This is a genomic window from Cytobacillus firmus NBRC 15306 (genome assembly GCF_001591465.1).
Taxonomy (GTDB): domain Bacteria; phylum Bacillota; class Bacilli; order Bacillales; family Cytobacillaceae; genus Cytobacillus; species Cytobacillus firmus.
Window position 1 is genome coordinate 1 of record NZ_BCUY01000097.1, and the last position, 11,930, is coordinate 11,930.

The window sequence follows — 11,930 nt, forward strand, 5'->3', positions numbered from 1 at the left end:
ACTCCAAGGTTTTTTTACGCAAACAGTTCCATCCCCTTGAAGTGCTCCACAAATTTGTGGCTCCAGCTTCATGAGTTTTTTTAGCTCTTTAACTTTTTTCTCATCAGTCTCATTTTCCAGAGCTTCAATCTTTCGTTGTAACTCCTTGGGAAGACTGTTCTTTTTTGGTCTACCTCGCTTAGCCAATTACTCGCACCCCCAAAATAAATCTAAAAGAACCACCTCCAGGGTGGCTCTCGTTAATTTACAACTCGTAATCATATTTCTTGTAGTAATTCTCATAGAATTCAAGTTCTTCACGTTCCTTCTTAAGTCGTTCTGCTTCAGCTTTTAGTTTTGGAGTTTGTTTAACATAAAAAGCCTTTATTTCTTTTGCTTTCTCTAAAGCTATCTTGTGACGCTCCCTGAGAGGTAAACTCTTGTGGTACTTTCTCTTAGCAACTACTAGAGCTTTTTCAGCAAGTAAAATCATCACTTCTTCACTTAACCACTCTTTTGGGTTCTTATTCTTATTTTCCCCACTCTCTTGTTCATTTTTAGCTTTCTTGAGTAGGGTGTATAGCTCTTCAATCTCGTTCTTGTTCAAACCACCATTAAGAGCCTTATCAACCAGTTCCTCAATCCTTTTCTTTTCTTTATCAGTTATTTTTGCCATTTTTCTTCACCTCTTTATTACCTAAGCTAGGACCAAACCTTGAGTTTCCAGCTCAACTTGCAGCTCCTCAAGTTCCTCTAATGAGTAGCAATTAACAAATAATCTCTCAAAGCGTTCTAAGTTTTCCAGAGAATGAGCCAAAAGCCTTGAGAGTCCAGTTCGTTGGTAAAACTGAGAAGCTTCTTCAAACTCCATTAAAAGAGCCTTGTAATTGTTTTTAACATTATCCAAAATGCTCACCCCATTTGTAGTTTTCTTACCAGCTAACTTCTGAACCATTCACATCATTTCTTAAAATCAGTCCAATTTCATAAACTGAAATCTTAGTAGTTTGTCGGCTTATCAGTTCAGGGCTTAAAATAATTGCACTTCTATGAGTACCAATCTCAATGAGGACTTGTTTCTTTTTTAAACTTGCTGTCAACCTTTTGACTTGAACCAAAGACAATCCACACTCTTCTGCTAGTTGTTCCCTATTCCAAAGTACTATTTTTTCAATGTCCATCTCATAAGGGTTAGAGCAAAGAACAAAAGCTCTGGTGTTCATGTGGGGTATCATAAAGAATAACAGGCCAGCTTCCTGAATAGTCATCACTTGAAGAGCGTCTCTCAATCTTTTAATATAAAGTTTTGTGAAGTAGCCCTTTCCAACAATTTCTCCTCTCGTTGCCAGTCTCGTATCAACTGAGTAAACCTTTCTTCTTCCTTCCTTCTCAGCTTCAATGTAGCCAAGAGCTTCAAGATCTGAAAGGTAATCTTTTGTTTTCCTTTCTGACTTTCTCAGTATTTTTGAAAGCTCTTTAACCCCCATATGTTTTCCATGTAGCTTCATTGCTCCAGACTTACCTTGTTCTATATAAGCGAACATATTCAATAGGACTCCAGCCAATTCAAGGCTTAAAGTCCTGAAAACTCTTGAACATTCTTTATCAATAAATGCTGTGAAGCGTTCCTTATTCATATTTTCATCTCGTTTTAATTTCATTTTGTATGCTTCATCTTGTTTAACCCTCTGAGGTGTCTTGAATTGCCCTCCAGCTCTTATACCCTCCTCAATAGTCATTTGTGAATAATCCATCTTTGTTCCTCTCCCCCACTTTTTTTAATATCTCGTTTACTTCCCTTAGTTTTCTTTCTTGCATATTAAGGAACCATTCAAGCTCCCTTTCTCTCTTTTCTTCTTCAAACTTAAAGTGTAACTTTAAAAGTTTAATATCAGCTCCTTTGCGTAACATTAAAAACACCTCCATAGTTTTAAAACAACTTAAAGAAGAGGGGTGATCCCCCCTCCTTAGCTAATTACAATTCAATTCCTTCTTCCTTCATAAGCTTCATCGTATATTCCATAACTTTGGAGGCAATCTCCTTAGCTTTCTCATCAGAGACTCTTCCCACTTCATTCTTGTACTCTCTCAGAATTGGAATTATACTGTCGCTATTGACAATCTCTTTTCGAGTGCTATTTGAGTAAGTGCCATACATTGGAATATAAATACGTTCCTCACTCACTGGGAACCCATAAGCTTCAGCCAGTCAATCCCTTGTGAGCTTCTTCCACTTTAGCTTGCAGCTCATTTTGCTTCTGGTTTAGGACTTCAACTTCTTTGTTAATTTCAGCAATTTCCTCCAAAAGTTTTAAATTAAACCCAAAATAAATCGTTTTCCAACTCAGTACGTAACTTTGTAATCTTAGCTTCCAATTCCTTTTTCTCTTTCCTCAGAGAGAGAATATTCTTTTCAGCTTCTGAGACTATCTCCTTTTTGTTTGGAATATTATTCAGCTCTGCTTCGTTTCGTTTTTTGTATTCTGAAGAAATCTTCCCAGCAATACCTGCGAGTTCTTGGTTTAGTTTGTCAATCTGTTTGTTACTTCTCATTTTCGACCATCTCCCTTTTCGTTATCGAATTATTTTTCCACTTGACTTAAACTCAGCACTTACAAGACCTTCCCAGTCGGTCTCTCCAAGGCTATTGGCAATTCTATTAAGTGTTGAAAATGTAACCTTTTTAGACTTCTTTATTTTGTATAAGCTTTGTCTACAAACACCTGTCTTGTCTGCTAACTCAGTGAGTGACATTTTTTTTCGATCAAGAATTTTATCAATATCTACAAAGAAATGGACTGCCATTATTTTCACCCCCTAAAGGATTTTGCTTTTTTTGCCAGTTCCTCCATATCTTCTAAAAATTCTACATATTGAGCCAGCTTCATTAAATAGCTCAAACTGTTTTGTTTTCTTAGTTTGTTTAACAATTTTCATTCCTTTCTCCCCCTCCATTGTCAACTTTTTGCTTCTTCCTCCCCAAAAGAAAAACAAGCTCGTCAGCTTGCTTAGTAAGGGAGAACGATAATTTAATAAGTAAGGGAGAGGACTCGCTCGCTCTTTTAAGGAGGTCTTGGCAAGTTCAACTCTCTTTAGGTGCTTTTAAAGCTCCGCAAAGGAGCTGATGTTTGAAGAGTTATTAGCCCCTCGGTTGAAGTAACTTTGATAAGCAAAACTTACATAACAGGAAAGAAACAAAGCCATTGTCAGTGACATAAGAAGACTAGAAAGCTCCGGTAATTGAGTAAGCTTCTTGCTGACTCCTTACATTAATTCTTTTCAAGAGGTGTTTACTTCTTTTAACCTCTTCACCCTATATACCAGCAAAGTGTTTACTTTTTTGTAAGACACTTCTGGTTTTGAGCTTCTCAAGAGGTAACCTTAAAAGCTCAAACTCCTTGTGGCTCTAAGAGTGAAATTTTTTTTATTTTTTTTTTAGAAATTTTTTTAGGATAGCTGCTAATTTCCACATCAATGGAGCTTGAAAAGTAACTTTTGTAAGTAACACTGAGAGTGGAATCTGGGAGAACCCACCCCTTGATTTAATTCCAAGTAATCTAGCCCAGTATCAAATACTGCATAGTTAGAGTAATTCCGGTATCAAATACTGCATACTTAAAAAGTAATTTGAACTGTTGGGGCTGTAAGGCTCACCTCAGTTTTCAGCTTGAAAGTTTTCTTTATTCTTAGTGAAACCAGTACAGAAAACACTTGAGAGCTATTCTGGAGCGTAAGCTCCTTTTTGCCATCTCATTTCTTTAGAACATAAAAAAAAATAGGTGTCGAATAGAGGTGTACTTGAGGGAAATCTTCTTTTAAAATCAAATCATAAAAAAAAGAGTCTACCCCATTTAAGATAAACTCCATTAGGGTCATCCTGTTATTTATATTTTTTATCCTTATGATCTGCAACTCTGTATTTGGCATTTAAAAAATGCTGATACTGGCAGTATGTTTTTTTAAAAAAATGTAAAAAGCAAGAAATCTCGTTCTGAAAAAGGACTTGCATAATTTTGACTCATTATTGCTTTTGATTGTTGATCCTTTAATTGGATATTGATTCTAAAAATAATCATTATTTTTTGCTCCAATGGGATAACAAATTATAGACAAGCATAAATATAAACTACTGGCAAATAGTTATAGGGGGGATATTGTTGAGAAAGGGTAGAATGATTTTAGTCTGCACTATAATTGCTTTGATTGTTGGAGGAGTATTATTTTTAATCGATAACTCTAAAGTTGAAGTAGTTTCAAGTGAACCTTTTACAAAAAAGCAAATAAAAGAGGGAATGGAATTTGATAAAATGCTGCAAGAGAAAGACTTTTATAGAAAAATTGGGGAAAGTTTGAAGGATAATGGTTATGAAGCTGTAGCCATGATGGCCTCAGCCCCTTCTGATGAAAGAGTAGATATAGATATTCACCTAAAAAATGAACCTAATAATAAAATTAAAAAGGAAATTGAATCAATTGTTAAAGATGTTGGAAAAAAACTAAAAATAGATTCCGATGCTATTAACATTAAAATAATTAAGTATGAAAAACCTAAAAATAATTAGATTGTAAGGACAATCCTTTTACTATAAGAAAAGACTATCCTGGAAATAATTAGGTAATTCTTTTCTTTATTTTGTTTTTATGAAAAGGAGTAAATGTTTAAGTTTGAGCTGGCACTTCAGTTGTTCAGCTCTTGGTTGTGTTTTCAAAGTACAATTCACTAAATATACCAGAGAAGTATTTACTTTTGGCTTACATACCCCTGAATCAACTCAAGGACAAAACCTCACAATCCCTTGATATGGCAACATCCTCAAAAATTTTACAAATAAAAACTTTGAATTGTCGCTATTTGGTGGTTTGTACGAGCTGCACTCTCTGGAGGTGACTCTAAAGGGGGTTTTCTATTTTATTGTTTGTAAAAATGGCTCTATTTGGGTATGAAAGCCTCCCCTAGCCTGATTTTTTTGAGCCCCCAAGAAGCCACCACTTGTCCTAGCTCCCTGAGAACCCTCCCCTGCTGGAGTTGTCACACTTGAGCTGCTGTATCGTTGTAAATAATAAGCTGGACTTAAGTATGCTTTTCATTGACAATAAAAGGTAGAAATAGAAAAGGGGGTGAAGCTCTTGGGTAGAGCCAAAGAACAGCTTATAAAAGAGCAAGAGAGAGGGAACCACCTCGATAGGTGTATGAAGTGTGGCACTGTATTGAGGACTTATGAGGAAAGAGAAATAGCTATCTGTGAAGCTTGTTATCAGAGAGCACTAGAAAAAGAATAAATCCCTTGATCTTGCTTTCTGGGGGTTAACTTTATTGAATTGACTCCCAGTTACAACTCAAAAAAAAATTGTTTCTGAAAGCGAAACTAAAAGGGTGGGAGAACATGAAACAACTACAAAGGGATATATTGTATTGGCTTAGAGAAAATAGAAAAGAAAGAGGAATGAGTGTCTCTCAAATAGCTTCTAAAGTAAAAAGAGACGTAGAAAAGGTAGAGGTTGAGTTAGCTATACTAGCAGAGAATAACCTTATTGAAATAACTCTAAGTCCTAGAGGAAAAATTGTTAGTTCCGAGTTTAAAATGGACAATATCTCCGGTTTAAATTTCCCCATTCATAACAGATAATCGTTACGTACTTTTGATTTTAAGGAGTGACGTGGCGGTGTTAAGTGAAGGGGAGTTTTTTATGATTCGAGAACTGCATCAAAAAGGCTGGTCCAAGACAGCAATAGCGAAAGAAACTGGTTTTGACAGAAAGACCGTCGGTAAGTATTTAAAAAGTGGAAAGCTGCCACAAAGCAAATCGAGGAAAAAGCGTGGAAGTAAACTAGATCCATTTAAGCCCTATCTGCTTCAGCGAATTCAGGAGGGAACAACAAACTGTGCTGTATTGCTGGAAGAGATTGAAGCAATGGGATACGAAGGAAAAAGTACGATTTTGCAAGACTTCGTGAAACCCTTTCGGACAGAACCGAAAAAGCAAGCAACGATTCGTTTTGAAACACCACCAGGGCGTCAAGGCCAGATGGATTGGGCTGTAAATCTTGGCAAGTTTGAAGTGAACGGTGAAAAGAAAATGGTTCATGCCTTTATCATGACTCTGAGCTATTCGCGCATGAAGTATGTTGAATTTACAACTGACATGAAATTAGAAACATTAATAAAGTGCCATATGAATGCATTCAGTTATTTTAACGGGATTCCTTCTCAAATTCTTTACGATAACATGAGAACAGTCGTGATTAAACACAGCCCGGTTGAAATCCGGTTTAACCGTAAGTTTGAAGACTTCCTGTCTTATTACGGAGTAGTACCAAAAGCGTGCAAGCCCTATCGGGCGCAGACAAAAGGAAAAGTAGAACGCCTGGTGCAGTACTTGAAAGGCAACTTCTTTCAAAGAAGATTGGGCAGCACACTAGAAGAATTAAATGCGCAAGTTCGCATCTGGCTTGACCAGACAGCAAATAAAAAACCTAACGACACAACGAAAGAAATGCCACTGGAAAGATGGCAGAAGGAACAGCCTTTCCTTCAGACTTGGGGAACAAAGCCTCTTTTTTCTATCAGCCAGTGGGAAGTACGAGAAGTCAGCAAAGACTGCATGATTTCCTATGGCGGCAACCGCTATTCCGTTCCGTATCGTTTCTCGGGCAGTCAAGTAAATGTCCGATTAAATGAAAGGCAGGAATTAGAAATATATTATGAACAAGAATTAATTGCCCACTATCCTTTGGCATCCGGCAAAGCAAAATCAATAATGACAGCTGCTCATTATGAAGGTCTTCCAGGCACAAAAAAAGAGCAGGAAATACAGAATCATAATGGTTTGGCGACCCTCGATTCTATTATTCCTGACTCGGTTCCAACTGTGGAAACGCGTCCTCTCGCAGTATATGCCGCATTCGAAGAAGGTGATTCAGAATGAAACAGCTTCTTGAAGAAAGACTGCAAATACTGGGGTGGCAGCACACAGCCAGCCAATTGGATGACGTGCTGGAAAACGCTTCTGACAATAATGTATCATATTTTGAGTTTCTTGACATGATCGTTTCGAGGGAATGGGAGCAGCGTGAACAGGCGTCATTAGAAAAAAGAATACGGCGCGCTAAACTTCCCTACACGAAAACCGTTCACGACTTTGACTTCCAGTTTCAGCCAAGTGTCAGTGAACAGCGTGTAAAAGAAACTTTAACCTGCCGGTTCATTTCAAGTGGAGAAAATCGTCTTCTGCTTGGTCCGCCAGGTGTAGGAAATTATCGAAAGTTGTTGTTTATGGAAAGAAATAAGTGTATATGCGCTAATTGAATTAAAATATACGTTTATTTCTTTCCATAACACCTCACAATAGATTTATTAAATCTAGGAGGTGCCATATGGAAAATCGAATTCCTATTGGAGAATTAGTTTCAAAAGTCTTATCTGAACTAGAAAGGCTGAATTATGCTTATAACACTATTTGTGGTTATCGTGCTTTTTACAAAAGAGTTATTTCATTTGCGAAAGAAAAAGATGAAATCTATTTTTCAGAAGCATTAGGAAGAGACTTTTTAAAGGAAAAATACAACTGTACAGTTAACTATTATATGGAAGCTATGCCTAAAGGACTCAAAGGTCCTATTAGAAGAATAAGAGTTCTAGGCGATTATCAGCTTCACGGCGTGATTATCCGAAGGATAGTAAAAAAGCCAGGTTATATTAAACCACCACAATTTGAATCAGAACTTACTGCCTATGAAAAGGAATGTGAAAATAACGAGTACTCCAAAAGAGGTCTACGTACGCGTATGCAGCGTTTGTTCTTTTTCATAGATTATCTTGACAGTAGAAAGATTCAGAAATCGAATGATATTACTGCAGAGATAATTTCTGATTACGTAAAAACAATTTACAAGTATCATGAAAAAAGCATTGCATCTATCTTAACCGCTCTCAGGGTTTATTTAAGATTTCTCTATATTAACCAACATACGGTTGAAAATTTATCTTTAAAAGTCCCCCAACAGAGTAAATATTATTATCCACCTGTTCCTTCTGTCTGGAATAAAGAGGATGTTATTCGAATGTTGAATAGTATTGACAGAGGAAATCCAACCGGAAAAAGAGATTATGCGATTCTGCTTTTGGTTGCCAAACTTGGAATAAGAGTCGGAGACCTCAAATCCTTGAAGTTATCGGATTTGAACTGGCAATCAATAACGATAGAATTTAAACAAAATAAAACAAAGAGTATCGTTACATATCCAATTTTAAAGGATATAGGTTGGGCATTGATTGATTACCTAAAAAATGGTCGACCTATTAGTAATTCTCCTTTCGTTTTCATTCGGATGAATGCACCCTACGAGGCCTTTGGAAGAGACGCTAATCTTCATAATATAATAACGAAATATACTAGACTTTCTGGAATAACTGTTCCAGTTGGCAAAAGGCAAGGATTACACTCGCTTCGCCATACTCTTGCGAGTACTTTGCTTGAGCAGGGAACACCATTATCAGTAATTTCGGAAGTACTAGGACATTTTAATTCTAAATCTACCAATGTCTATCTGCATACAGGAATAGCCGGATTAAGAAAATGTGCTATTGACCCAGAGGAGGTACTTCAGAATGTCTAAGGAAACTGTTGTGTTTCAAAGTATTCTTGGTCCACTGATTAATGGGTATATTGAGGAAAAGAAGTCTGTTGGCTATAAATACAGAAAAGGCTCTTCACTTTTGAAGCATTTTGACAATTTGGCGACCAATGAAAATTTATCAGAAATAAAACTTCCGAAAGAATTAGTGTTACTTTGGACAGAAAGAAGATCAAATGAGACTCTCAGTACTAGAAACGGAAGAATCTCAATCATACGTGGGTTCGCTACATATATGGTTCGTCTTGGGTACGAGGCATACGTTTTTCCAGCTGCAACTATTTCAATTGATAGATATTCATATGTACCATATATTTTTTCAGAAATCGAGTTGAAAAATATCCTTACCATATGTGACAGGTATCCTATTTCAGATGTTTCTCCAAACAGGCATCTGACCCTACCTTTACTGTTCCGTATTTTATATGGATGTGGCCTACGGATTTCGGAAGCATTAAGCTTAAAACTCAACGATATTGATTTAGATCAAGGGACTCTATACATTCGCGATACGAAATTTGGAAAAGAGCGAAAAATCCCAATGGCCGGAACCCTGACAAAGCGTTGTCGCTTGTTTATAGAAGAAACTAATCTTATAGGGTCTAGTGATACCTTTTTATTCAGATCTCCTTATGGAGGACGTTATAAGGAAAGTACGATATATAAACTATTTAGAGATATTATATGGGAGGCTGGAATTTCTCATAGTGGAAAGGGGCCAAGACTCCATGACTTCAGGCACACTTTTGCGGTGCATTGCTTGAAAAAATGGGTCTTAAATGAAGAAGATATTACGAATCTCCTTCCCTATCTTTCTGCATTTCTAGGGCACGTTGATTTAAGGGGTACACAACATTATTTAAGGCTAACTGCTGATTTATATCCCCAAATTATTGGGTCAGTCGAACAGAACTTTTCAACTTTAATACCGGAGGTATCGTCTGATGAAACAAACTGATTTTGCCAGAACGCTCACACGATTCCTTTCCGATTATCTTCCAAGCCAGCGTAATGTTAGTACTAATACGATAAAGTCCTATCGGGATACATTTAAACAAGTGTTAATTTATTTTAATTTAGAATTGAAAATAAGGCCAGAGCACCTTACCCTCGGAAAAATAAATGCACAAAATATTAAGGATTTTCTTCTTTGGATTGAAAAAACGCGTAGAGTTGGCATTAATACCCGTAACCAAAGATTAGCAGCTATCCATAGTTTCTACCGATATACACAGTCAGAAAATCCTGAAAATATATTAGAATGCCAACGAATATTAGGAATTCCCTTTAAAAAAGGAGAAAAAAAGACTGTTGAATTTCTTTCACAGGAATGCTTAAAGCATATATTGGAACAACCGGATACCAGCAGGAAAAAAGGTCGCCGTGATTTAACATTAATGGCTATATTATATGATACGGGTGCACGTGTACAAGAATTAATAGATTTGAAATCAAGAGATATTCGACTCACTCAGCCCGCCACTATTACCTTAACAGGCAAAGGTAATAAACGTAGAAGTGTTCCTATTATGGATAAAACTCGAGGTCTGTTGGAGAATTACATGAAAGAAAATAATCTATTGGAAAATGGGAAGCAAGATTATCCACTTTTCTATAATAGTAATATCCGCCCATTTACGAGGCCAGGTATAACATACATTTTAAAAAAGTATTTACAAAAGGCTAAGGTGGCTCATATAGATGTTCTGTTTCCTAATAGACTTCATCCTCATATGATTAGACATACAAAGGCTATGCATTTATTAGAGGCGGGAGTAAATCTGATTTATATAAGAGATTTATTAGGCCATGTAAATGTTACTACCACTGAAATTTATTTAAGGGCAAATACGGAAATAAAAAGGAAAGCATTAGAAGCCGCATATATGGAGGTTTTAACGCAAGATACCCCAGTTTGGGATGAGGACACAGATCTATTGAAGTGGTTGGAGCAATTTTGCAGATAAGAATTTTTGATTATTATGGAAAGATATTTGATGTACAGTATACAAATTTTACAATTAATTTAGATATCTTTCCATAAACAAAGTCTTTTCATAATTACCTACACCTGGTGGCCCTAATAAAATCAAATTGTACAGCTGTTCTATCCAAGTTAAATCTTTTAATCTATTTAGTTGTTTGTTGCTTAAAGACTTTTGTTCTTTTAAATTAAACTCCTCAAGTGTTTTGCTGAAAGGAAAAGTTGCCCACTTTAATCGGTTGTTTAGTTGCTTTTCTTCTCTTCGAGTTTGCTCATAAGAAGTGACATCTAACAGGAATTGAGTAAATGAAAGGTCTTTTTGCTCAGCTTCTCTGATCAAATGGGGGAGATGCTTGGCAGTTTCAACGAGTCTTAACCCTTTCATTATGTCTTGTAATTGTTGGATTTGGCTCATCGCTATTCAACCTCCATTAAAACCGTGTAAGTATCTACTTTTCTTTTGTATGCTTCTGTTTCTAAAACCCATTCTGATAGCCTGTTCAAAGTCTTAACTTCTTTCTTTTTATCAATAACTGTTTCATGTACCTGGCGCTGACGTTTCACATATGCAATGATATCGCCAAAATCAGTTGCACTGTATAATTTCCTTTTTAAACACTCTGCTAACGCTTTAGTCAGTACTTCGTTATCGATACCTTTTGTTTCGCGCAAGATGATTTGCAACTGGTCTTTAATGTAACGAGGATTTTTTTCCCTAACCTTCTCTAAATATTTAAAGGCTAGTTCTTTATCTTCAAATCTCTCAGCCACTGTATTAATGAATGCTCCAACACCTTTTGTACGATCCCTACTATGTTTTTTATCTTTTATTAACATCCCTTTCCCTTCGGGAATTGAATGTTTTGCAATAATTTCGCCAGTATCAGGTATATAAATAACTAATTCTTTAGTCTCCGTTTCCTTGATACATACTTTTTCATATTTGTTATAAGTTCCAAGTGGAAGAGAGTACCGATTAGATTGGTAACGAATAGTATTGTCCTTATGAACACATCTTGCTATACTTATCTCATAGTTATTTTGAATATCTATATTTTGGGAGACTGGTTTTAAGTGTTGCTTTTCCAGGAGGAACACTTCGAATGGTCTCTTTTTTGTTGTATTGTGTATTTTATAGTTACCCGTTCTGTTCAGCCATTCCCATCCTTGCTCATTCCAAGAGTCGATGTTATGAAACACTCTATGTTTGGCATAGTTTTGTTTGATAAATCCAACTACATTTTCTATTCTTCCCTTACTCTCAGGGTCAGCTTTTCTACAAACCCGAAGGTTTATTCCTCTGGATTCTCTATACTGCTGAAATTCTTTAGT

Annotated in this window: 16 protein-coding genes and 1 pseudogene; 7 read left to right on the forward strand and 10 right to left on the reverse strand. The window is 36.3% G+C overall.

Annotated elements, in window-relative coordinates; all coding sequences use genetic code 11:
- The 8 genes and pseudogenes from BFI01S_RS18885 to BFI01S_RS18915 all read right to left on the reverse strand — a co-directional run.
- Positions 1–186: pseudogene (locus BFI01S_RS18885) on the reverse strand (hypothetical protein); the annotation flags it as partial.
- A 58-nt stretch (positions 187–244) separates the two neighbouring features.
- Positions 245–655, reverse strand: a complete 411-nt coding sequence (locus BFI01S_RS18890; RefSeq protein WP_061793987.1) for a hypothetical protein — start codon at positions 653–655, stop codon at positions 245–247.
- A gap of 21 nt (positions 656–676) precedes the next feature.
- Positions 677–886 (reverse strand): hypothetical protein, encoded by a 210-nt coding sequence (locus tag BFI01S_RS18895; protein WP_061793997.1) that lies wholly within the window; start codon positions 884–886, stop codon positions 677–679.
- A gap of 25 nt (positions 887–911) precedes the next feature.
- Positions 912–1,733 (reverse strand): helix-turn-helix domain-containing protein, encoded by an 822-nt coding sequence (locus BFI01S_RS18900; RefSeq protein ID WP_061793988.1) that lies wholly within the window; start codon positions 1,731–1,733, stop codon positions 912–914.
- A complete protein-coding gene (locus tag BFI01S_RS18905; RefSeq protein ID WP_061793989.1) occupies positions 1,708–1,890 on the reverse strand; it encodes a hypothetical protein in 183 nt (60 codons plus the stop codon). The genes BFI01S_RS18900 and BFI01S_RS18905 overlap by 26 nt, the downstream gene beginning before the upstream one ends.
- 64 nt (positions 1,891–1,954) lie before the next feature.
- A complete protein-coding gene (locus BFI01S_RS23155; RefSeq protein ID WP_142753057.1) occupies positions 1,955–2,164 on the reverse strand; it encodes a hypothetical protein in 210 nt (69 codons plus the stop codon).
- A gap of 131 nt (positions 2,165–2,295) precedes the next feature.
- The gene (locus tag BFI01S_RS18910; RefSeq protein WP_061793990.1) at positions 2,296–2,532 is read right to left on the reverse strand and encodes a hypothetical protein; all 237 of its coding nucleotides are present in this window, start codon (positions 2,530–2,532) and stop codon (positions 2,296–2,298) included.
- 21 nt (positions 2,533–2,553) lie between these two features.
- On the reverse strand, positions 2,554–2,784 hold the full coding sequence (locus BFI01S_RS18915; RefSeq protein WP_061793991.1) for a helix-turn-helix domain-containing protein: 231 nt from the start codon (positions 2,782–2,784) through the stop codon (positions 2,554–2,556).
- A gap of 1,352 nt (positions 2,785–4,136) precedes the next feature.
- Here BFI01S_RS18915 and BFI01S_RS18920 point away from each other — a divergent pair.
- The 7 genes from BFI01S_RS18920 (at position 4,137) to BFI01S_RS18950 (ending at position 10,581) form a co-directional block, all read left to right on the forward strand.
- The gene (locus BFI01S_RS18920; RefSeq protein WP_061793992.1) at positions 4,137–4,541 is read left to right on the forward strand and encodes a hypothetical protein; all 405 of its coding nucleotides are present in this window, start codon (positions 4,137–4,139) and stop codon (positions 4,539–4,541) included.
- Positions 4,542–5,363: 822 nt separating this feature from the next.
- A complete protein-coding gene (locus tag BFI01S_RS18925; RefSeq protein ID WP_061793993.1) occupies positions 5,364–5,606 on the forward strand; it encodes a hypothetical protein in 243 nt (80 codons plus the stop codon).
- Positions 5,607–5,643: 37 nt separating this feature from the next.
- Positions 5,644–6,906, forward strand: coding sequence for an IS21 family transposase (istA, locus tag BFI01S_RS18930; RefSeq protein WP_082804563.1), 1,263 nt, complete (start codon positions 5,644–5,646; stop codon positions 6,904–6,906).
- Positions 6,903–7,286, forward strand: a complete 384-nt coding sequence (locus BFI01S_RS18935; protein WP_082804564.1) for an ATP-binding protein — start codon at positions 6,903–6,905, stop codon at positions 7,284–7,286. Before istA ends, BFI01S_RS18935 begins: the two co-directional genes overlap by 4 nt.
- Positions 7,287–7,354: 68 nt before the next feature.
- On the forward strand, positions 7,355–8,596 hold the full coding sequence (locus BFI01S_RS18940; RefSeq protein WP_061793994.1) for a site-specific integrase: 1,242 nt from the start codon (positions 7,355–7,357) through the stop codon (positions 8,594–8,596).
- Positions 8,589–9,572, forward strand: coding sequence for a tyrosine-type recombinase/integrase (locus BFI01S_RS18945; protein ID WP_061793995.1), 984 nt, complete (start codon positions 8,589–8,591; stop codon positions 9,570–9,572). The genes BFI01S_RS18940 and BFI01S_RS18945 overlap by 8 nt, the downstream gene beginning before the upstream one ends.
- Entirely contained in the window at positions 9,559–10,581 is a 1,023-nt protein-coding gene (locus BFI01S_RS18950; protein ID WP_061793996.1) for a site-specific integrase, read from the forward strand. Before BFI01S_RS18945 ends, BFI01S_RS18950 begins: the two co-directional genes overlap by 14 nt.
- A gap of 54 nt (positions 10,582–10,635) precedes the next feature.
- Here BFI01S_RS18950 and BFI01S_RS18955 read toward each other — a convergent pair whose 3' ends face one another.
- Positions 10,636–11,013, reverse strand: coding sequence for an ATP-binding protein (locus BFI01S_RS18955; protein WP_235831232.1), 378 nt, complete (start codon positions 11,011–11,013; stop codon positions 10,636–10,638).
- Positions 11,014–11,015: 2 nt separating this feature from the next.
- The coding region (locus tag BFI01S_RS23540; RefSeq protein ID WP_169799788.1) for a transposase at positions 11,016–11,930 on the reverse strand (915 nt) is incomplete at its 5' end.

Bases quoted from the DNA above. Each gene is read 5' to 3' on its own strand.
- BFI01S_RS18890 (WP_061793987.1), bottom strand. From the start codon at position 655: ATGGCAAAAATAACTGATAAAGAAAAGAAAAGGATTGAGGAACTGGTT.
- BFI01S_RS18900 (WP_061793988.1), bottom strand. From the start codon at position 1,733: ATGGATTATTCACAAATGACTATTGAGGAGGGTATAAGAGCTGGAGGG.
- BFI01S_RS18905 (WP_061793989.1), bottom strand. From the start codon at position 1,890: ATGTTACGCAAAGGAGCTGATATTAAACTTTTAAAGTTACACTTTAAG.
- BFI01S_RS18910 (WP_061793990.1), bottom strand. From the start codon at position 2,532: ATGAGAAGTAACAAACAGATTGACAAACTAAACCAAGAACTCGCAGGT.
- BFI01S_RS18915 (WP_061793991.1), bottom strand. From the start codon at position 2,784: ATGGCAGTCCATTTCTTTGTAGATATTGATAAAATTCTTGATCGAAAA.
- BFI01S_RS18925 (WP_061793993.1), top strand. From the start codon at position 5,364: ATGAAACAACTACAAAGGGATATATTGTATTGGCTTAGAGAAAATAGA.
- BFI01S_RS18935 (WP_082804564.1), top strand. From the start codon at position 6,903: ATGAAACAGCTTCTTGAAGAAAGACTGCAAATACTGGGGTGGCAGCAC.
- BFI01S_RS18940 (WP_061793994.1), top strand. From the start codon at position 7,355: ATGGAAAATCGAATTCCTATTGGAGAATTAGTTTCAAAAGTCTTATCT.
- BFI01S_RS18945 (WP_061793995.1), top strand. From the start codon at position 8,589: ATGTCTAAGGAAACTGTTGTGTTTCAAAGTATTCTTGGTCCACTGATT.
- BFI01S_RS18950 (WP_061793996.1), top strand. From the start codon at position 9,559: ATGAAACAAACTGATTTTGCCAGAACGCTCACACGATTCCTTTCCGAT.
- BFI01S_RS18955 (WP_235831232.1), bottom strand. From the start codon at position 11,013: ATGAGCCAAATCCAACAATTACAAGACATAATGAAAGGGTTAAGACTC.